At 27.4% G+C, this 21,770-nt stretch carries 17 protein-coding genes; 5 read left to right on the forward strand and 12 right to left on the reverse strand.

Features of this window, described 5'->3' with window-relative positions:
- Positions 1 to 128 precede the first annotated feature (128 nt).
- The gene (locus I4V63_RS12545) at positions 129 to 2,285 is read left to right on the forward strand and encodes a diguanylate cyclase (RefSeq protein WP_196001591.1); all 2,157 of its coding nucleotides are present in this window, start codon (positions 129 to 131) and stop codon (positions 2,283 to 2,285) included.
- 40 nt (positions 2,286 to 2,325) lie between these two features.
- Here I4V63_RS12545 and I4V63_RS12550 read toward each other — a convergent pair whose 3' ends face one another.
- From I4V63_RS12550 to I4V63_RS12560, 3 genes are all read right to left on the reverse strand, one after another.
- Positions 2,326 to 4,509 (reverse strand): type IA DNA topoisomerase, encoded by a 2,184-nt coding sequence (locus I4V63_RS12550; protein ID WP_196001592.1) that lies wholly within the window; start codon positions 4,507 to 4,509, stop codon positions 2,326 to 2,328.
- Positions 4,510 to 4,594: 85 nt separating this feature from the next.
- Entirely contained in the window at positions 4,595 to 5,152 is a 558-nt protein-coding gene (locus I4V63_RS12555; protein ID WP_347707732.1) for a TspO/MBR family protein, read from the reverse strand.
- A gap of 75 nt (positions 5,153 to 5,227) precedes the next feature.
- Entirely contained in the window at positions 5,228 to 6,178 is a 951-nt protein-coding gene (locus tag I4V63_RS12560) for an alpha/beta hydrolase (RefSeq protein ID WP_196001594.1), read from the reverse strand.
- A gap of 419 nt (positions 6,179 to 6,597) precedes the next feature.
- Here I4V63_RS12560 and I4V63_RS12565 point away from each other — a divergent pair, with 419 nt between their 5' ends.
- The 3 genes from I4V63_RS12565 to I4V63_RS12575 are packed head-to-tail and all read left to right on the forward strand — an operon-like array spanning position 6,598 to position 10,022.
- Positions 6,598 to 7,956, forward strand: a complete 1,359-nt coding sequence (locus I4V63_RS12565; RefSeq protein ID WP_196001595.1) for a Mur ligase family protein — start codon at positions 6,598 to 6,600, stop codon at positions 7,954 to 7,956.
- Positions 7,957 to 7,972: 16 nt separating this feature from the next.
- Positions 7,973 to 8,704 carry a type 1 glutamine amidotransferase gene (locus I4V63_RS12570; RefSeq protein ID WP_196001596.1) on the forward strand — a complete coding sequence of 244 codons (732 nt, stop codon included), beginning with the start codon at positions 7,973 to 7,975 and terminating at the stop codon, positions 8,702 to 8,704.
- Between the two features lie 34 nt (positions 8,705 to 8,738).
- A complete protein-coding gene (locus I4V63_RS12575) occupies positions 8,739 to 10,022 on the forward strand; it encodes a serine hydrolase (protein ID WP_196001597.1) in 1,284 nt (427 codons plus the stop codon).
- Between the two features lie 420 nt (positions 10,023 to 10,442).
- Here I4V63_RS12575 and I4V63_RS12580 read toward each other — a convergent pair whose 3' ends face one another.
- The 7 genes from I4V63_RS12580 to glsA form a co-directional block, all read right to left on the reverse strand.
- A complete protein-coding gene (locus tag I4V63_RS12580; RefSeq protein ID WP_196001598.1) occupies positions 10,443 to 11,096 on the reverse strand; it encodes an NAD(P)H-dependent oxidoreductase in 654 nt (217 codons plus the stop codon).
- Positions 11,097 to 11,386: 290 nt separating this feature from the next.
- Positions 11,387 to 12,244, reverse strand: a complete 858-nt coding sequence (locus I4V63_RS12585) for a 50S ribosomal protein L11 methyltransferase (protein WP_196001599.1) — start codon at positions 12,242 to 12,244, stop codon at positions 11,387 to 11,389.
- Between the two features lie 17 nt (positions 12,245 to 12,261).
- Positions 12,262 to 13,035 carry a flavin reductase family protein gene (locus I4V63_RS12590; RefSeq protein ID WP_196001600.1) on the reverse strand — a complete coding sequence of 258 codons (774 nt, stop codon included), beginning with the start codon at positions 13,033 to 13,035 and terminating at the stop codon, positions 12,262 to 12,264.
- A 215-nt stretch (positions 13,036 to 13,250) separates the two neighbouring features.
- Entirely contained in the window at positions 13,251 to 13,793 is a 543-nt protein-coding gene (locus I4V63_RS12595; protein ID WP_196001601.1) for a lytic transglycosylase domain-containing protein, read from the reverse strand.
- A gap of 24 nt (positions 13,794 to 13,817) precedes the next feature.
- Positions 13,818 to 14,414, reverse strand: a complete 597-nt coding sequence (coaE, locus tag I4V63_RS12600; protein WP_196001602.1) for a dephospho-CoA kinase — start codon at positions 14,412 to 14,414, stop codon at positions 13,818 to 13,820.
- 9 nt (positions 14,415 to 14,423) lie between these two features.
- Positions 14,424 to 17,036, reverse strand: coding sequence for a DNA polymerase I (gene polA, locus I4V63_RS12605; protein WP_196001603.1), 2,613 nt, complete (start codon positions 17,034 to 17,036; stop codon positions 14,424 to 14,426).
- Between the two features lie 64 nt (positions 17,037 to 17,100).
- Positions 17,101 to 18,021, reverse strand: coding sequence for a glutaminase A (gene glsA / locus I4V63_RS12610; RefSeq protein WP_196001604.1), 921 nt, complete (start codon positions 18,019 to 18,021; stop codon positions 17,101 to 17,103).
- Positions 18,022 to 18,647: 626 nt separating this feature from the next.
- On the opposite strand from glsA, the gene I4V63_RS12615 reads away from it, so the two are divergent.
- Positions 18,648 to 19,877 (forward strand): aminopeptidase, encoded by a 1,230-nt coding sequence (locus tag I4V63_RS12615; RefSeq protein WP_196001605.1) that lies wholly within the window; start codon positions 18,648 to 18,650, stop codon positions 19,875 to 19,877.
- Between the two features lie 116 nt (positions 19,878 to 19,993).
- Here I4V63_RS12615 and I4V63_RS12620 read toward each other — a convergent pair whose 3' ends face one another.
- Entirely contained in the window at positions 19,994 to 20,170 is a 177-nt protein-coding gene (locus I4V63_RS12620) for a small, acid-soluble spore protein, alpha/beta type (protein ID WP_196001606.1), read from the reverse strand.
- Positions 20,171 to 20,307: 137 nt separating this feature from the next.
- On the reverse strand, positions 20,308 to 21,504 hold the full coding sequence (locus I4V63_RS12625; RefSeq protein WP_196001607.1) for an NADP-dependent isocitrate dehydrogenase: 1,197 nt from the start codon (positions 21,502 to 21,504) through the stop codon (positions 20,308 to 20,310).
- Positions 21,505 to 21,770 lie beyond the last annotated feature (266 nt).

Here is a 21,770-nt window from a genome sequence, read left to right on the forward strand (position 1 = left end):
TTTCAATTATATATTTTATAGAAATATATATTATGATAAAATATTAACATAATGTTAAATAATATTATATATGTTATCATCTTAGTAATTATTAACATAGTATAATATTATATATTACGAGGTATATAATGACTTTAAAAAACATAATTCACAAACTTGGTAATACTGAAAATGCTGAAGAATTTATTTTAAATCTTTGCAATAAAATTCGCAATTTAAATCCTAAAAAAGCTATAAAAATCTATGATTATTTAATAGCATATACAATAGAAAATGGATTAAATAAAGTTTATCCAAACATACTTTATAATTATAGTTGGATTCAATATGACTTAGGGAATTTTGATGTTGCTATAAAGTTAAATCTTAAAGCTATAACTTTATTCAAGGAGCAAGCTGATGATGATGGAGTCCTATCTTCAATAGCTTTACTTATTGGGCTTTATAGTAATTGCCAAAGATTTGATAAAGCCATTGAATATGCAAATATAGGAATAGACTTAGCTGAATCTACCGGTAACTTTCAAAGATTATGTTCAATAAAAAGTACAATGGGAATTCTTTATTTAGAAATAGAACAATATTCCGAAGCAGAGGATATATTTAAAAAAGCCTTAAGACTACCTAATGTAGGAAACAAAACTAATGAATTATCTATGCTAGTTAACTTAAGCGAATGCCAAATTGAACGTAAATTATATGATGAAGCCTTGATTAATTTAAAAAAGGCTTTACCTTTAGCAAAACAACATAGAATAAGTGTAGTTCCATATATATATTTTCTATCAGCTCGTATATATACAGAAACGGATATTTATGATCTTGCAGAGGAAAAATTTGAAGAAAGTATTAAACTATGTATAGATGGAAACTATTCACTCTTTCTAAATGATACATATATATTTTGGTCAGATTTAGCTTTAAAACAAAAAAAATACACTGAAATTATTAATAAATTGAAAAATATTGAAGGAAATATAGTTAATGTAAGTTCATTAAGAAATATGAGACGACTTTATAAAAATCTACATTTATCTTATAGGAATCTTAATAACTATGAAAATGCATATTACTACTTAGAAAAGCTTAATAATCTAGAAAATGATTTTTCTAATAGAAAATTAGAAAGTATTAAAATAATAAGTAAGACCGTTCAAAATGAAGAAAATAAAATATATAAAACACTCTTTAATGAAACTGAAGCTCTATATACAATAGGCCAGAAGCTAGCTTCTTCTTTAAAACTTGAAAACATTTATAGTATTTTAGAGAAAGAAGTCAATACTTTATTTGATTTTGATATATTATCAATTGGTATAATTAATAATAACTCTATTAAATATGAACTTAGTGTAGAGTTTGGTAAAAGAGTAGAAATTGCTTCTTCTTCATTAGATAAAATATGCTTAGGAATTTATTCGGTTAAAAACAAGCAAGATATCTTAATTAACGATATTTCTAAGGATTGTAACAAATATTTACATAATTATAATGAACTATTAAAGTACTCTTCCTATAGTCAAACAAGTTCAATCACAACTTCTACACAATCCATGATATTTGTTCCAATTATTGCAAGTAAAGATGTAATAGGTATATTAACAATACAATCCTACTGTAAAAACAAATATGACTTAAATGATGTAAATAAATTAAAAATAATTTCAAATTATTTAGGAATTGCTTTAGTTAATTCACACTATTATAATGAAATACAATACAATGCAAATTATGATATGCTAACAAAAATATATAATAGACGAACTGTTTTAGATAAAATTCAAAAATCATATACTGAATTAAAGCTACTTAAAGAAATGGCTATTACTAATATATCTAGTAATGATTCAAAGCTAACTATTAACGAAGATAATAAATATTTAGTGTTAATAGATATCGATAACTTCAAAAAAATCAATGATACTTATGGTCACCAAACAGGCGATGATGTTCTTATATCTATTTCAAGTACCTTAAGAAAGTCTATTGGCGACAACGATGTTTTAGGACGATATGGTGGTGAAGAATTTATTGCTCTTATTAATGATTGTAATAATAATTACTTAGAAACTTTAGACAATATACGTAAAAACATAGAAAACCTTTTTATCAAATATACAGAAAATAATGTTGAAAACAATATCAATGTTACCGCTAGCTTTGGTGTAGCAAAATTAAATCCATCTAAAATGACTTTAAAAGAAATAATTAATATTGCTGACAAAGCTCTATATAAGGCTAAAACTCTGGGAAAAAACAGAGTAATTATTGCAAAAGATATTTAATAAAAAAAGCTTTAGCAGCTAAATACTGCCAAAGCTTTTTTTAATTTATAAATTCAAATTTCCAATTGTAATATCCTGTTTTTTCATCTTTTTCATATCTTAAATACGCAGAAAATAAAGTTCCTTTTTTACTTTTAAGATTTCTAAATCCAACCTTACCATTCTTAAGAAGTAGTTGAACCATCTCCTTTGTTACTTTTTTACCTAGGGATTCAATAAATTTATCATTTTTCCAAATAGTATATTTACAACCATTTTTCCAATTAACACACCCATATCCCTTTTCGCCTTCTATAATTGAATTTCCACATACAGGACATTTACCAATTTCCTCTACCCCTTCAGGCTTTTCAACTTTAAACTTATGAAGCATTGAGCTATCATTTTTAATCTTCTCCACTGAACTTCTTGTAAAATCATAAATTAAATTTAAAAAATCCTCTTTTTTAAATTTTCCTCTTTCAATATCAGATAATGTTTTCTCAAGCCTTCCAGTATATTCTAGGTCTAAAAGCTCTTTTGCTGGGAAAATTTCTACTATGGTTCTTCCAAGTTCTGTTGTAGTTAGGCTTTTTCCTTTAGTTTTGATATATCCAATATCCTTTAGCTTCTTTATAGTTTCAGCTCTAGTAGCTGGAGTTCCAATACTAAAACCACTTAAAATAGCTTGCATCATTTCTTCCGAATTACTCTCATCATCTGAACTTTCGTCTTTATCATCTTTAAATGACTTTCCACAAGTCTCCATTACTCTTAAAAGTGTTTTTTCTGTATGGTACTTAGGTGGCTTCTTTGTCACTTTGTTAACCTTGCTATCAATTATAGCTAAGCTTTCATTCTTTTCAACTAAAGGTAAAATTGTATCCTTAGTTTCTATTTTCTCAACTACTCTCCATCCTTTAACTATTTCTACCTTCCCTTTAGAAACAAATTCACCTTTTATTTGTTCATCATGAACCTTTAAAGTTATTTTTGTTTCTTCAAACTGCGCAACAGGCATAAATTGCATTATAAATCTATTTTTTATAGCATTATAAACATGTTGTTCCTCTGTACTTAATCCCTTTGGTATTACATATGTAGGAGTAATAGCACTATGGCTCTCAACCTTAGAATTATCAAAAACTCTTTTAGATTGAATGAATTTTATTTGATCCTCATAAGGCAACCCCTTTTTATGGGTCTCAAGAACCTTTTTTGCCTTATCAACTAAACTTTCTTCTAAAACACTGCTTGCAGTTCTAGGATATGTTATAAGTTTCTTTTCATATAACCCTTGTGCCACCTTTAACACCTTATCAGAAGTCCAGCCTTTATACTTACTAGTTATATATCCTTGCAAATTTGAAAGGTTAAAAAGACTTTGTGGATATTCCCTTTTCTTTTCAATTTCTTTTTCTACAACTACTGCTTGTTTTTCTTTCAATAATTTACTTAAATTGTCTAAGTACTCTTTTTTCTCAAACTTTTCAGAAGCATTTTCATAATAAAGACTTTCAAATTCTATATTATCTTTAGATTTCAAATTAATTAATAACTTATAATATGAAGACTCCTTAAAGTTTTCAATTTCTTTATCTCTATCATAAATTATCTTTAAAGTAGGTAATAAAACTCTCCCTATATTAATTGTCTTTTTTTCACTTGCACCATATCTTAATGTTGCAACAGACGTCAAATTAATACCTATTGTCCAATCCGCCAACTGCCTTCCTATTCCAGCATCTTGAAGTGGTTTCATTTCACTATTAAGCTTTAAATTTGACATTCCTTTCTTAACTTCATCTTCTGTCCATTCATTAAGAAGAAGTCTATAAATAGGCTTTTTTATATCATAATGGATAAATAATTCATCTGAAATAACCTGACCTTCTCTATCAAAGTCTGTTGCAGAAATTACCCCATCAACATCATCTCTGTCAATTAATCCTTTAATAATATTTATTTGTTTTTCTGCACCCTTATCAACAACTTCCCTATTACTACTATCACATTTTATTTTATACTTAAAACCTTCAGGAATAAAAGGGAATTTATCCATTCTCCATCCCTTCATATTTTCATCATAATCCTTTGCATCATACAATTGAAGTAAATGACCAAAAGCCCAAGTAACTAAATAATCGTCGCCTTCATAAAACCCATCTCTTCTAGTTTTTATTTTATATGCATCCGCTATATTTTTAGCAACTGATGGTTTTTCTGCTATTATTACTTTCTTCAAAATACTCTTCTCCTTAAATTCGTATTTACATCATTACCAGATTTATATTTTATCCTATTTATTTTTATAATTCAAACTTTATTAATTACATTTCATTAAATATCCAAATATAAAATGATAAATATCCTGCAAATAGAATCCATAAAATGTAAGGTATCATCAATATTCCCGATATCCTATCATTTTTAAAGAATTTAATTGTAGTTATGATTATAAGTATTAATAAAATACTTATTAATATAAATGAAATACCATATAACCTTAAATTAAAAAATATAATTGCCCACAAAAAACTTATTAAAAGCTGTACTAAATAATCAAAATATCCCCCATGATCATCTTTTCCTTGCTTATTATGCATATATATTCTATAAGCAGCAATTCCCATTAAAGTATATAAAACAATCCACACTATCCTAAAAACTAAATTAGGCGGTGTAAGAATACTTTTTTTTAATGCATCATATATATTCATTGAATTTTTAGTAAAAAATCCTACTATCAAACTCCCAATAACAGGCATCATAATATTTTTTAATAAACCTATAAATTCAAACTTTCCATTAACGCAAAATATCTCTTTAAATATATTCTTTCTTCTATTAACCGACTTTTTAACTTTAGGTTTCTTCTTTTTTCTCACAAACATCACCCCTTTTATTTACTAATAAAATATATGTTGCTTAACAGTAAATAATGTTTATGAGTAATATAATTTTTAATTTGTCACTTTTTCATTAACATTTACGATTCTATTCGTCCAATTTAATATATGTAAAATAACTTCATCTTTATTACTTTCATTTAGCATTTCATGTCTACCATTCTTATATAATTTATATTTCAAGTCATGTATCCCTAATTCTTTATAGCATTCATATAATCTTTTTATACCTTTACCGAAATCTCCAACTGGATCTTTATCACCAGCAAAAATTAATACTGGTAAATCTTTAGGGATTAATTCTAAGTTTTCTTTTTTATTAATCTTCCATAATCCTCTTATTAAATCATAATAATATGATGTCGTACAAATAAATCCACAATAATCGTCTTCTATATATTTGTCCACTTCCTCATCAACAGAGCATAGCCAATCATAATTTGTTCTATTAGGTTTAAAACTTCTATTAAAGTTTCCAAATGATAACTTGTCCATCATCTTACTCTTGGCTTTTCTTCCTCTTATCATCATTTCAACTTTTGAAATTAATATTCCTAATTTTGTTATGTAATCAGGTCTTCCATTTGTTCCCGATAATATTACTCCATCTAATTCTTTACCATACAATTCAATATATCTTTGACTTACGAAAGAACCCATGCTATGCCCAAATAATATTAAAGGTAACTCCTCATTTTCTTTTTTTATTATATCTGTAAGCTCTTTAACATTTTCAACAAGCATATCAAAACCTTCATTATTAGCTATATATCCTCTTTCTTCATCCTCCTTAGAAGTTTCTCCATGTCCTCTATGATCATGTGCATATACCATAAATCCATGTTCTATAAGCTTATTTGCAAAATAATCATATCTACAAGCATACTCAGTCATTCCATGTGAAATCTGTATTATTCCCTTTACCTCACCTTTAACTTCCCACTTATAACATTTAATTTCTTTACCTTCTTTGTCGATAAACGAAAACTTCTTCAAAACTATCATCTCCTATTTAGTTTTCTAATATATTATCTTCTCACACAAATTCACTGTCAATATTTTATAGTGGATTGTTAAACAATTATTCATATTTATATAATTTATCCTAAAATTTTTTAATTTAATTTAAATATCCTGTTAAGATGCATTTGTTAAAATGTAAGTTTATGATATACTATTTTAGTATTGATATAATCTTTATAGTAATATTATAATTTAACTTATAATTGGTCCTCTAAATCCCTAACCTACACACTAAATGTATACTTTAATTAATGAAATTTATACCTTAACAATTTTGTTAATTTCAATTATATAATTTTATTATTATTAAATTAATAGGTTAAGGAATTTCCTATAATATTACTTTTAAATGATTATAGTTCAATATTATTGTTAATAATGTAAATAAACTATTGTAGGTGGTGAAGAAAATTAATATTAAGTCAATTCTCAGTATATTAGCAACAAAGTTCACATTATTTCTTACTAAAACCATTTTAAAAGGTGGTACTACTTTTCCTGGTAGAGTTGCATTAAAGTTAGATAATAATATTTTAGCAACTGTATCTAAAGGATATAAAGTTGTATTAGTTACAGGAACTAATGGTAAAACTACTACTACAAGCATGATTTATAACATCATTAAAGAAAAAGGTTATCCAGTAATAACTAATAACACAGGGGCCAATCTCTTCCCTGGTATAGTTACTACTTTTGTTGAAAACTACAAGTTCTTTAATAAGGATGAAAATAAATATGCAATTATAGAAGTAGATGAAGCTAATTTAAAATTTATAACAAAGTATATTAATCCTGAAATAATTACTGTAACAAATTTATTTAGGGATCAACTTGATAGATATGGAGAAGTTTATACTACATTAACTAAAATTTTAGAAGGTATAACTCTTGTGCCAGAAAGTAAGCTAGTCTTAAACGGTGATGAATCATTACTTGGAAAGCTTGATGTAAAAAACCCATTAGTTTTTTATGGATTTAAAACACCAATAAATGAAAATAAAACTATTGATGTTAATGCAGATTCAAAATTCTGTAAATTCTGCAAAACCCCTTATAGTTATAACTTTGTTACATATAATCATTTAGGAGATTATTACTGTACAGGCTGTGGTTATACTCATCCAGCTATTAAGTATGGTGTAGACGAAATTGTAGAGTTAACAGCTGAAAGTTCTACTGTTAAATTTGGTAACACTGAAATTTTCTTAGGTCAATCTGGTGTATATAACATCTATAATGCCCTTTGTGCTTATTCAATAGCAAAAGAACTTAATATTGATGATGCTTGTATAAAAAAATCTTTAGAAAATCAAAGTTCTAGTTTTGGAAGACAAGAAATAATAAATATAGATGATAAAGAAGCAAAAATCATTTTAGTTAAAAATCCTGCTGGATATAATCAAGCTTTAGATACCCTTTGCTTAAACAAAGATTCTTTCTCTTGTGTATTCTTACTAAATGATAATTATGCTGATGGTAGAGATGTTTCTTGGATTTGGGATGTTAATTTTGAAAACTTAAATAATGTACCTCTAGATGAAGTTTATATATCAGGGCTTAGAACTTTTGATATGGCAGTAAGACTAAAAACAGCTGGTATTTCTCCATCTAAGTTTGTTATTGAAGAGGAATACGAAAACTTAACTGAACAAATAAAAAATGGTAAAAACAAAAAAATATATATCCTTGCAACTTATACAGCAATGATAAATTACAGAAAGTATTTACATTCTAAGGGTTATATAAAAAACCTTTGGTAGTGTTTAGGAGGCTATTATGGAATTAAATATTTGTCACCTTTATCCAGACTTATTAAATGTATATGGTGATGTTGGAAATATATTAATTTTAAAACACAGAGCTGAAAATCGTGGAATTAAAGTTAATATAATTAATGTTTCAATTAATGATGAATTTAATGCAGATAATTATGATATAGTATTTTTTGGCGGAGGCCAAGATTTTGAACAATCAATTGTATCTTCTGATTTGATGAATAATAAAAAAGCAGAATTATCAAGGTATATAAATAACGGTAAAGTTCTAATAGCTATCTGTGGTGGATATCAATTATTAGGTAAATTCTATACTGCTCCTAATGGTGAAAGAATCGAAGGCTTAGGCATATTAGATATTTATACTGAAGCTGGAGATACTAGATTTATTGGAGATACTGTTATTTACAATGAAGATTTCAATGAAACTTATGTTGGATTTGAAAATCATTCTGGTAGAACTTATGTTAATGGGTTAAAGCCACTTGGAAAATGTGTTCATGGTTATGGTAATAATGGGTCTGATGGATATGAAGGCTGTATATATAAGAATACTTATTGTACATACTTCCATGGATCATTACTTGCAAAAAATCCTGAACTGGCAGATAGATTTATTAAAACAGCTTTAGAAATGAAATACTCAGAAGTTGCTTTAGAAAGACTAGATGACTCTTTAGAAATAAAAGCTAAAGAAGTAATGATTAACAGGTTAAATAACAAACAAAAATAATAATATTTACTTATAAGAAGGACGGGGAGATTATATGTCAAAGAAATTTTTTAGAGCTTTTGTTCTAACACTATGCTTATCATTAGTAGTACCTTTCTTTAATACTATTAATGTATTTGCTGCAACTGAACCTCAAATAATTGGGGAATCTGCTATTACTATGGATTTAGATACAGGCGAAATTATTTATTCAAAAAATGCTGATGAACAACGTTCACCTGCAAGTACAACTAAATTATTAACATCACTACTATTTGCTGAAAGCAAAAGTAAAGATGATTTAATTCCTTACACTGAAAACTCAGTTTCACTAAGAGAGACAACTTTAAATAACTTTATTGGTAATACTGCAAAACCTGGTGATACCCTAACTGCTAATGAAGTAATGAATGCTGTTATGGTTTATTCAGCAAATGATGCTGCTGTTATGATGGCTGAATCAGTTTCTGGTTCTGTAGAGAAGTTTACAGAATTAATGAACCAAACAGCTAAAGAACTTGGTGCAGTAAACACTAATTTCGTTAATCCTAATGGTTTAGAAATAGACGCTAATAGTCATAATGTTACTACAGCTTACGATTTAGCTTTAATTGCTAAAGCTGCTTATGCAAATAATTGGGTACGAGAAGCTATGGGAATAGACAAAACTTCTGTTATTTTAGACGGCAAAACAATTTATATCGAAACTAGAGATAAAATACTTGGCGTTGATGGTAATATTGGTGGTAAAACTGGTAATGAAACTAAGGCTGGACATTGTTTTGTAGGATACTATAACAGAAATGGAAGAAATTTAATTACTGTAGTTCTAGGTTCTCTATATGGAGCTGATGGAATGAACGTATTTAATGATACTCAATCAATTGCTGATTATAGTTATGATGCACAAAAAACTACTTATAAATCTGCTGGAGATGAAGTATCTACTGTTGAATTAAGCTATAAATTATTTAGATTCTTTGGTCCAACAAAAACTATTACAGCTCCAGTTGTTTTAGATGAGAATATTGAGTATTATCAAAATAGCTTTAATGATACTCATTCTAATTTAGAAGTACCAATAGACGAATTAAATGCTTGGAAAGTTGCTTCAAATAACAATGTTGATTTAACTTATACTAGTGGTGCTTATACTCAAACTGTTAAGGGGTCTATCACACTAAGTACTGGGCAACTATTAAAAGCTAATATAGGAATATACGTTCTTTCTTTATTAATAATTATTTTAATAATTGTATTACTAATTGTTACAATAAAATTAATGATGAACTCTAAGAGACGTAGAAGAAATAGAAGAGGAAGATACTCAAGATACTAAAATAGTAATAAGTTAATATCAAAATTCCTTAAAAGTTTCTATTAGTTTATTGAAAACCCCCTGTTTAAAAAACAGAGGGGTTTTTTATTATTAGTTGTGCAAAAAATTAAGCTTCAAAATATAATCAAAATTATTAATCTATTTTAAATTATGTTATATATTTGTATAAAATTAAAAACTACTGACACTTTCTCAACACCCTGAAAGGTATTAATAAATAAAAAATTCATTAAGACCTTTTTACAAAAACAATTCAAAATTTAAATAGAATTAATATGAATACTGTCTATTATATAAATCATAATAGAATCCTTTCTTTTCGGGAGAGTATGTAGATTTGTGTAAAACACAAACCTATATACTCTCACTGTCTTTTTAATATCTACTATAGTTTTTATAAAAAACTATAATCATTAATTACTATAAATCTATTCCAACTAATATTGAATTAATATTTTCCTCAGCATTTTTTATAGCTTTTTTTCGTTCTTCTTCGCTTGTACCTGTTCCATCTACCTTAAGTTCTTGAACATGTTTAATTCCAATATACTTCATTATTTTAGCTACGTAATTTTCTCCATTATCCATTATAGAATCTAATATCCAAGGTATATTTCCCCCTGAAGACTCTATATATACTAATGCTCTATTCTTATCATTTAATAATCCCTTTGGCTTTTTTCCTTCTTCAAAAGAAATTGTTTTATCTGCTTGAACTATACAATCAATATATTCCTTTAAGGGTGCTGGAAATGATAAACTCCACATTGGAGCTGCTATTACATACATTTGTGCACTTATAAATTGATCACATAACTCTCTTATTCTTCTTATTTCTTTCTGATCCTTTTCAGGTAATTTCTTCGCATCTTCTTCACTAATTACGCAATTTCTATCTTTAAAATATTGATATTCTAATCTTGGTATATGTTCCTTATATAAATCTATTTCTTCTACCTCAAAATCACTATACTTTTCTAAAAAACTATTAATAAAAGTTCTTGCTACAGTTTTGGACGCTGACAATTCTTCTGGTTTTGAATTAACACTTATATATAATAATTTTTTCTTCATATATACACCTCTTTTCTTTAATATTATTTACTTTTTATATAAATTTAATAACTAAAAAATCCTGCAGTAAAATTACTGTAGGATTTTTTCAGCTGTACTTCTCCTCTTTCGTTTATCATTCTAAAAAACTCTATGCAATAAATTAATATATTTTTAGTTATATTAAATATTAGTATAAAATTAAAGACTGTTAACAAAGTGTCAGCAGTCTAATAAAAAAAATTTCTATTTTCAATTCAATATAAGCTTATTTATTCATTAATTTGAAATTTGTTACTTTTAAGTTATCACTATTTAAATATTGCAGTTACCCATTCATTAGTTTGATGTTTACTAATAAGCTTAAATCCATAACTTTCAACATTACTCTTAACTTCATCAAAACTCCACTCTACAAGTCCAGAAACTAATAAATTTCCATCTTCTTTTAAATGAGCTTTTATGTATTCCATAAACATCTTAGTTTCTTCTCCACCGATATTTATGAATATCCAATCAAAACTTTCTTTAACCAAGTCAGTATCATCTAATATATTCCCTACTACAGCTTCTATATTAGTTAAATTATTTAATGAAGCATTAAGCATTACCTCATCTTCAACATCTCTTATATCCACTGCTACAAGCTTTTCTGCCCCTGCTATAGCTGCAGCAATTGAAAGTATACCTGATCCTGTTCCAATATCTAAAACAGTTTTATTTTTTAATTCTAGCTCATTTAAAATCAGCTTTAATATATCTTGAGTAGTTTCATGAAGTCCTGTTCCGAAAGCACCTTGAGATATGAAGTTAATCTTTGTTTTCCCTTCAAACTCTTCTTCTGGAGCAGCTATAACATACTTATCATCTAAATGAATAGCTGGAAAATCAAATGTAGTATAATCATTGTTGTTTTCTTCTACATTTATATAATCCATTTTTAATATATCTTTTAACTTTTCTTTAAACTCTTCTAAGCCTTCTTGCTCTTCATAAGCAACCTTTAAAATTATTTCTTCATCTTCTCTTTCTATATATCCATATCCATAATCATCAGTAGTAATTTCTAATGGATTTTCATAGAAAACATTATATATGTCATTTATTGCTAGTTCTTCTATAGTTGAATCTAATTTTTCATATGGAAGTCTATATGATATTATAAACATTTTTCATCCTCATTTCTTTATTTAACTTTACTATTTAATTTCTTTGTATTTTTTGTTACACTAAAATTCCTTTTTCCTTTATTCTTAGTATTCTTGTTATTTTTCACAGATTTTTTCTTAAAACTCTTTTTAGATGTATCTCTTTGCTTGCCTTCTTTTTCTTCGATATTGTCTACTTTTGCTTTAACTTCTTTTTTCCCTAAACTTTCTTTTTTATGTATCGGCTTTTTTGCTACTGAATATCCGAATTTTCCTAAGGCTTCTGTATCCATTTTGAAATACTCTCCATGACAATATGTAATTAAATCAGCTTCTTCAAGATGAATTTTACCTTTTTCATCCATTAAATCTTTATCCACATGTGATCCTACTACCTCTGCAATAAATAAATCATGTGTTCCAAGGGGAGTTATACTTTTTACTTTACATTCAATAGATATAGGGCATTCATTTATATATGGAACATCAACATTTGTTCCCTCTACCATCGTAAAATTCATTTCTTTTATTTTATCAAACTTACGTCCCGGTCTAACACCACAGTAATCAACAGCTCTTGTCATATCACTACTTGGAAGATTAACTGTAAACTCCATTGTTTCTTTTATATATTCATAAGATAGTCTTTCTGGTCTCACAGATATTGATAACATAGGGGGTTTAGTACATACTGTTCCTGTCCATGCTACAGTAAAAACATTTTCTTTATCCTCTTTATTTTTAGATGTTATCAAAACAACTGGTACTGGGTTTAAAATAACACTACCTTTAAACTCTACCTTTTCTTTCATATCATTTCACACCTTTTTCAAAAATTATCTAAACGATTATAACACAGTTTGGATAAATTGCGAAGCAATTTATATTTAACTAAGAGTTTATAGTTAAGAATTAATAGTAGTAGGAAACCCCAAAGGAACTTTCTTAATAATATACTTTTTCAAATTCAGCTTAACTAAATTTATTCCTTAACTATTAACTAAAAAAGAAGCCTTACGGCTTCCTTTTACTCATAAATAAATTTATATACGTTATATCTCGTACTTACTTTATCAACATATTTTTTAGTTTCCTTAAAAGGAATATATGTTAAGTTTTCACCATCACTAGAGTATTCAGGATCATTAAGCCATTTAGTTACATTCCCACTCCCACCATTATATGCAGCTAACACTAGGCTTAAGTCATCAAATTCTACCAGAAGATTATTTAAATACCAACATCCAAATTCAATATTGGTCTCTGGTTCGAATAACATCTCAGGCTCAAAATTATCAATTTCAAGTTTTCCGGCTATCCATTCTCCTGTAGAATCCATTATTTGCATTAATCCCTTTGCTCCCTTAATAGATTCCGCATTTTCATTAAAGTTACTTTCAGTTTTAATAACCGCTAATACTAAATATGGATCTAAGTTATATTTGGTACTATACTCATTTATTATATCACTATATTTATATGGATAAATATATTCTTTTACAAAATATCTCGCTCCAGTTAATAATACAAATAAAACAATCAACCAAATAATAATTTTTTTAAATTTCATTCCCTCTCCCTACTTTGAAATAGATTAAATAGACCTTAAAAATTCAATTAGTAAATCAACTTGTTCTTTAGTTTTTGATAATGTATCATTATTTTCAATAACTATATTAGCAAAATCTTTTTTTCTATCTAAAGGCATTTGAGAATTAATTCTATTAATTGCATCTTCTCTCATTAATGAATCTCTTGATCTTACTCTTTGAATTTGTGTATTATTATCTACCCAAACTAAGATAACATAATCCATATCTTTATGCAAATCATTCTCTATTAAAGTAGGTGCATCTAAAATTACAATACTTCTCTTTTTCTTTTCTAATTCATCAAGTTTATCATTAATTTCATTCTTTATATATGGAAGAATTATTTCTTCATATTTTTTTCTTTGCTTTGGAAATCTAAAAATATGATTACCAAACTCTTTTCTACGAAACTCTCCTCTCCAATCAAAGAAACCTGCACCAAATTCAACTTTAACCTTTTCTAAAATCTCCGGATATTTTACTAATACTTCTTTAGCAACAATATCAGCATCAACTATTTCAAAACCAGCTTCCTTTAACATAAATGAAACTGTACTTTTACCTGACCCTATTCCTCCAGTCAATCCTATCTTTATCATCTCTACCCCCTATTTTGCATCATACCATGTATTTCCTATATTCGTATCTACTTCTAACATTACTGACATCTTTAGTACATTTTCCATTTCTTCTTTTACTAATACTTTAACAGTTTCTAACTCATTTTCTTTAACATTTAAAATAAGTTCATCGTGTACTTGAAGAATCATTTGACTTGCTAAATTTTCCTTCTTTATTCTGTTATAAACCTTAACCATAGCAAGTTTAATAATATCAGCAGCACTCCCTTGAATTGGAGCATTCATTGCTAATCTTTCTCCAAGAGCTTTTACTATTTTATTTGATGATTTTATTTCTGGAATAAATCTTCTTCTATTTAATACTGTTAAAACATAACCTTTTTCTTTAGCTTCTTCCTGAACACTTTCTAAATACCCTTTTATTTTTGGATATCTATCAAAGTAAATTTCCATATATTCAGCAGCTTCTTTTCTAGTTATTTTTAAATCTTGAGACAGACTAAAATCACCAATTCCATAAACTATACCAAAATTAACTGCTTTAGCTCTACTTCTCATAAGAGATGTAACTTCTTCTACTGGTACTTTAAATACTTCAGAAGCAGTTTTAGTGTGAATATCACTATGATGATTAAATGCATCTATCATATTTTTATCATCTGACATATGAGCAAGAACTCTAAGTTCAATTTGAGAATAGTCACAAGATAATAATACATCAGTAGATTCCTGTGGTATAAATACTTTTCTTATTTCTCTTCCCATTTCATACTTAACAGGTATATTTTGAAGATTTGGCTCTGTACTTGATAATCTTCCTGTTGTTGTAACAGTTTGATTAAAACTTGAATGAATAGCACCATCTTCGTCTATAACATTCTTTAATCCTTCTACATAAGTAGAGTTTAGTTTAGTTATTTGCCTATAATAAATAATCTTTTCTATCACTGGATGCTTATCCATTAATTTTTCTAATACATCTGCATTAGTTGAATATCCAGTTTTAGTTTTTTTAATTACTGGTAAGTCTAACTTTTCAAAAAGAATCTTACCTAATTGCTTTGGTGAACTTATATTAAACTCTTCTTCACAAAGCTCATATATTTCTTTTTCGGTTCTAGATATTTCCTCTTTAAACTTAACTGCAAGTTCATCAAGTTTTTCTCTATTCACATTAAACCCTATAGCTTCCATGCTTGATAAAATTGATATTAAAGGATGTTCCACTTCATAATAAAGCTCATCCATTCCTTCTTTATCTATCCTATCCTTTAAATATTCGTAAAGCTCTTTCATACTCGCCATAGCATTACAAATTAATTCATCACCTTCACCTTTTACTTCTTTCATTAAATATTCATTTATTAATACTTCTAAAGGATAGTTTGATTTAGCTGAATCTATAAGATAAGCTGCAACTACTGTATCAAATATAAATTTCTTTACTTCAACATTGTACTTTGTTAATATTGTGATTAAATTTTTACCATCTTGAATTACTTTTTCTACTTTCTCATCTTCCATAAAAGCTTTAAGTACATTAATTGCTTCATTAGAATTTTCCATATTTATTAATTTGAAATCTATTAAACTAACTTTATCACCATAGTTTATATATAGTTTATCTAATTCTATTTTAGAATAAATATTTGAGTTACAAGTACTATAAGAAATAAAAGCTATTCCCTCTTTTACTGATAATACTTCTTTAAGTTCTTCTATTGTAGTTACTTCATTTATTTCTATTTTTGCTACTTCTTCTTCAACTTCTAAATCATCTCCTGGAAGTTTTGCTAATAAAGACTTCATTCCAAGCTTAAAGAATAATTTTTTAAGTTCTTCTCTTTTATAATTTTCTTGACTTTTAATATCTTCTAAATCAAAATCTATTGGAACTTCTGTCATAATAGTAGCTAACTTTTTACTGAAAATCGCTTGTTCACTATAAGTTTCTAAATTTTCTTTAAGTTTTTTACCACTAATTTCATCTATATGTGAAAGTACGCCTTCCATTGATCCATAAGTAGAAATAAGCTTAAATGCTGTCTTTTCTCCTACCCCTGGTACTCCTGGAATGTTATCTGACTTATCTCCCATAAGACCTTTAACATCAATATATTGAGTTGGGGTAACTCCAAACTCCTCAATAAATGCATCTTTATTATAAACAGCAGTCTCTGTTACTCCCTTTTTAGTAATAACAACTTTAATATTATCACTTGCAAGTTGTAGAGCATCTCTGTCTCCTGTAACTATAAATACTTCAATCCCATTCTTTTCTGCAAATTGAGCTAATGTACCGATTATATCATCTGCTTCAAAACCATCTATCTCATATATATTAACAGCTAATAAATTAAGTACTTCTTTTACAAGAGGGAATTGTTCTCCCAATTCTGGAGGCATCTTTTTTCTACCAGCTTTATAATCTTCATATTCTTTATGTCTAAATGTTGGTGCCTTTCTATCAAAAGCCGCAACTATGTAATCAGGTTTAATTTCTTCCTTCATTTTAAATAACATATTTGTAAAGCCATAGACAGCATTTGTATGAATTCCTTCACTATTTGTTAAAGGTGGTATTGCATAAAATGCTCTATTTAATAAACTGTTTGAATCTAAAATCAGCAATCTTTCCATTCTTTCCTCCAGTATTTTACTTTTATATTTTTAACTATTATTTAGTAATTATAACATATTTATATTAAAATATACTAAGTTCTAATTCTTCTGATAAATCTTTTAATATATGTATTCCACCAATACTGTTTCCCTTAGAATCTAACGCTGGTCCATATATACCTATTCCAAATCTTCTAGGAACTGCAGCTATTATTCCTCCACCTACTCCTGATTTTGCTGGAACGCCAACATGAACTGCAAATTCTCCTGAAGCATCATACATTCCACAAGTAACCATAATAGTCTTTACTATTCTACATATCTCTCTTGAAATTAAAACTTCATCATTCCAAGGTGCAATACCATCATTTGCAATTACAGCTGAAAATCTTGCTAAATCCTTTGCAGTAGCTTCTATTGAACATTGCTTAAAATAAAGATCTAATATATCTTCAACATTTCCTTCTAAAATATTAGAACTTTTCATAAAGTAAGCCAAAGATCTATTTCTATCTCCAGTAGCTTTTTCACTTTCATAAATTTCCTTGTTTATTGAGATATTAGGATTATTTGTAGCTCTTCTTAAGAAATTTAATATTCTTTGAATTTTATGCTCTTCATTTTCTCCAAATATAAGTGAAGTTGTTACTATTGCTCCTGCGTTAATCATAGGATTATATGGTCTATCTTGATTTCTAATTTCAAGATTCACTATACTATTAAATCCCATTCCTGTTGGCTCAACGTTTACTTTTTTAAATACATTTTCTCTTCCATTGTCATTAAGTGCAATTATTAAACTAACAACCTTTGAAATACTTTGTATTGTAAATTTAACATCACTTTGTCCAGCCCAATATTCCTCATTATTTTTTATATCATATACACAAAGGCCTAAATCTTCCTTCTTAGATTTTAATAATGCTGGTATATAAGAAGCTACTTTTCCTTCTTCTGTGTATTTTTTATTTTTTTCTACTAAGTTAATTAATAAATTTTTCATTTTTTTATCCTTTTCATTTAAGTAAAATTCTTTATTTTATTTGAATAATAAACCTAGCTGACACTTTAAATTTTAAACTTATATTAAAAATTGTACAGCATCAATTCACTAATCAAAAAAGTTAGCAAATTTATTTTATTTTTGCAGTAATAATTATATTAATATTATTAACTTCTTACAAGTTATTATATAATTTAAATTTATAAAAATGAAGTATTAGAGATTTATTCTGTAACCTCATCTTTACCATTTCCACACTAATATTGATCAATATTTCCAAAGAAATATATTTCCCTTCTAACCTATCACTTTTTCTTCTTTTCTTGATTCAGCTTAATGCATAATCCTCTATGCTTTTGTTCGTCTTATAAATAACTCTTAATAATACTGTAAATAATAAATAATATCTTCTTTAATTTAAATATTAAAATACTTTTATTTTCTTTTAAAAAATTTACTAGCTAAGCATGTCATAATATAAAATTACATATAACTACACTATTTATTAATTTTACTTATTTTATTTATAACATATATGCTTTTTAAAAGATAAAATACTATACTTTCCGTAATGATGTTATACTATATTTATAAATTATAATTCCACATTTTAAGGAGGACCATATATGAATAATGATTTATTAAGAAAATACGCTTCTCTAGCTGTTAATACAGGTGTTAATATTCAAAAAGATAATATATTAGTTATTTCATCACCAATTGAAACTGCAGAATTTGCAAGATTAATTACAGAAGAAGCATATAAAGCCGGTGCTAAAGATGTTATAGTACATTACGGAGATCAAAAGCTAACTAAAATAAAATTAGAAAATAGTTCGCTAGAAACCATCTCTAATGTTCCAGAATGGCAAGCAGAAAGTTATAATTACTATGCTAGACAAGGAGCTTGCTTTATTTCAATAGCTGCAAGTGATCCTGATGGATTAAAAGGTATTCCTGTTGAAAAAATAGGTGCTTCTCAAAAGGCTAGAACTTCAGCACTAAAAGAATACTATGATAATTCAATGTCTAATAAATGTCGTTGGTGTGTACTATCAGTTCCAACACTATCATGGGCTAAAAAAGTATTCCCTAATGTAAGCGATGATAACGCAATGGAGTCATTATGGGATGTTATATTTAAAACAGTAAGAGTTGATACTGAAAATCCAGTAAAGGCTTGGGAAAAACATAATGCTTACTTAGAAGAAAAAATTAAATTTATGAATGATAACAACTTTAAAATCGTACACTTAAAATCTTCAAATGGAACTGATTTAAATATTGAACTTCCAGAGGGTCATATTTGGGCTGGTGGCTCTGAAGGAGATGCTAATGGAATACCATTTAATGCAAATATGCCTACTGAAGAAGTATTTACCCTTCCAAAGAAAACAGGAGTAAATGGTATAGTTTATTCATCTAAGCCTTTAAGTTATGGTGGAAATTTAATAGATAATTTCTCAATTACTTTCAAAGATGGTAAGGCTGTTGATTTCACTGCTGAAACTGGATATGATGTTCTAAAACAAATGCTTGATAGTGATGATGGAGCTAAATACTTAGGTGAGGTTGCTTTTGTTCCTTATGATTCACCTATTTCTAATTCAAAGTTGATTTTCTTCAATACGTTATTTGATGAAAATGCCGCTTGTCATTTGGCCTTTGGAAGAGCTTATGAATCTTGTATAAAAGATGCTGATAAGTATTCCGAAGAAGAACTTGAAAGAATAGGTGTTAATAATTCTGTTATCCATGTTGATTTTATGATTGGAACTAAAGATCTTGAAATCACTGGAATTAATAAAAATGGTGAAACTATTCAAATCTTTACTAACGGTAATTGGGCTTATTAAAGTTATTATTTGACATATAAAAAGAGTGTTTATAATTATAAACACTCTTTTTATATTATTCATTTATTATGTATATTGTTAATCTTTAAAGTTTTATTATTAAATTTTAGTGATGACTATTGACCTATTTTTTGAGCACTATCTGGTCTAGGTTGATTCTTACCTAATTTTCTTGATTCATTAGAATAACCTACCTCATTTGCTGTTTCTACTCTCATCTTTTGTAATTCAGCCTTTGTTTTTTGTCCAGATTTCTTATTATCTTTTGAGTTTTTATTATTTTTATGAGACATTTATTTATTACCTCCTTTGCTTTCAAGCTTATTTTATGTTTCCTATAATAAATTATGCCTCATATTCAACTCCAATATATGGTTTAGACTACGTTGCTAATACAAGTATTAGTGACAACGTAGTCTATACTTTTTATTTATAATCTACTTCTTATTTCCTTAATGAATTCATATGTGTTTACAGTTTTTATTTCTTTTAAATCTGTAAGCATAGCTAAATCCTTAGTCATTACTCCATCTTCTATTGTTTGTAATGAAGCCCTTTCTAACCTGTCTGCAAAAGAAACTAACTCTAAGTTATTGTCTAATTCTCCTCTTTTTCTTAAAGCTCCAGTCCAAGCAAAAATAGTAGCCATCGAATTAGTAGAAGTTTCTTCACCTTTTAAGTGCTTATAATAATGTCTTTGAACTGTTCCATGAGCTGCTTCATATTCGTAGTATCCATCTGGTGATACTAAAACTGAAGTCATCATTGCAAGTGATCCAAAAGCAGTTGCTACCATATCACTCATTACATCCCCATCATAATTCTTACATGCCCAAATAAAACCACCATTAGATTTAATAACTCTTGCAACTGCATCATCTATTAACGTATAAAAATACTCTATATTAGCCTCTTCAAACTTATTTTTATATTCATTTTCAAAAATTTCATTAAATATATCCTTAAATGTATGATCGTATTTCTTTGAAATAGTATCCTTTGATGCAAACCATAAATCTTGTTTAGTATCTAATGCAAAATTAAAACAACTTCTTGCAAAGCTTGCAATAGATTTATTAGTATTATGCATCCCCATTACTACGCCTGGACCTTCAAAGTTATGAATAGTTTCCCTAACTTCTTTGCCATCTTCGCTAGTAAAAACTAGTTCTGCCTTCCCTTTTCCCTCAAACTTCATTTCAACATTCTTATAAATGTCTCCATACGCATGTCTTGCTATTGTAATTGATTTTTCCCAATTCTTTACGTGCGGTTTAATTGAGCTAACTGTAATTGGAGCTCTAAATACCGTCCCGTCTAAAATAGCTCTAATTGTTCCATTAGGGCTTTTCCACATTTCTTTTAAATTGTACTCTTTTATTCTATCTGCATTTGGAGTTATTGTTGCACATTTAACTCCTACGCCATACTTTTTTATAGCTTCTGCAGCTTCTACTGTAACCCTATCATTTGTTTCATTTCTTTTTTCTATCCCCAAATCATAATATTCTGTTTTTAGTTCAACAAAAGGATTTAATAATTCCTCCTTTATCATACCCCAAATAACCCTTGTCATCTCATCTCCATCCATTTCAACCAACGGAGTTGTCATTTTTATTTTTTCCATAATATATAGCCCCCTTATTTTTGTATTTTTTACATTAATAACAATATTATATCACACCTTTTCTTCTTTTCAACCTTTAATGATGGATTTAATATAATTACTTGCAATTTTCAATAATTTTTTAGCACTTATATCAATTAAAATAGTATTTTTTGAATTATATATATTAATTCTTGCATTTTAATTGTATAAAAAAAAGACTACCCTAAAATAAAATGGACCCTATATAGTAGACACTCAAAAAAAGAGTATCTATCTATATAGAG

The sequence above is a fragment of the Clostridium sp. 1001271B_151109_B4 genome, from assembly GCF_015670405.1.
In the GTDB taxonomy this organism is placed as follows: domain Bacteria; phylum Bacillota; class Clostridia; order Clostridiales; family Clostridiaceae; genus Clostridium.

Excerpts from the sequence above, each read along its gene's own strand:
- I4V63_RS12545 (WP_196001591.1), top strand. The coding sequence starts at position 129 with ATGACTTTAAAAAACATAATTCACAAACTTGGTAATACTGAAAATGCT.
- I4V63_RS12560 (WP_196001594.1), bottom strand. The coding sequence starts at position 6,178 with ATGATAGTTTTGAAGAAGTTTTCGTTTATCGACAAAGAAGGTAAAGAA.
- I4V63_RS12570 (WP_196001596.1), top strand. The coding sequence starts at position 7,973 with ATGGAATTAAATATTTGTCACCTTTATCCAGACTTATTAAATGTATAT.
- I4V63_RS12575 (WP_196001597.1), top strand. The coding sequence starts at position 8,739 with ATGTCAAAGAAATTTTTTAGAGCTTTTGTTCTAACACTATGCTTATCA.
- I4V63_RS12580 (WP_196001598.1), bottom strand. The coding sequence starts at position 11,096 with ATGAAGAAAAAATTATTATATATAAGTGTTAATTCAAAACCAGAAGAA.
- I4V63_RS12585 (WP_196001599.1), bottom strand. The coding sequence starts at position 12,244 with ATGTTTATAATATCATATAGACTTCCATATGAAAAATTAGATTCAACT.
- I4V63_RS12590 (WP_196001600.1), bottom strand. The coding sequence starts at position 13,035 with ATGAAAGAAAAGGTAGAGTTTAAAGGTAGTGTTATTTTAAACCCAGTA.
- I4V63_RS12595 (WP_196001601.1), bottom strand. The coding sequence starts at position 13,793 with ATGAAATTTAAAAAAATTATTATTTGGTTGATTGTTTTATTTGTATTA.
- coaE (WP_196001602.1), bottom strand. The coding sequence starts at position 14,414 with ATGATAAAGATAGGATTGACTGGAGGAATAGGGTCAGGTAAAAGTACA.
- polA (WP_196001603.1), bottom strand. The coding sequence starts at position 17,036 with ATGGAAAGATTGCTGATTTTAGATTCAAACAGTTTATTAAATAGAGCA.
- glsA (WP_196001604.1), bottom strand. The coding sequence starts at position 18,021 with ATGAAAAATTTATTAATTAACTTAGTAGAAAAAAATAAAAAATACACA.
- I4V63_RS12615 (WP_196001605.1), top strand. The coding sequence starts at position 18,648 with ATGAATAATGATTTATTAAGAAAATACGCTTCTCTAGCTGTTAATACA.
- I4V63_RS12620 (WP_196001606.1), bottom strand. The coding sequence starts at position 20,170 with ATGTCTCATAAAAATAATAAAAACTCAAAAGATAATAAGAAATCTGGA.
- I4V63_RS12625 (WP_196001607.1), bottom strand. The coding sequence starts at position 21,504 with ATGGAAAAAATAAAAATGACAACTCCGTTGGTTGAAATGGATGGAGAT.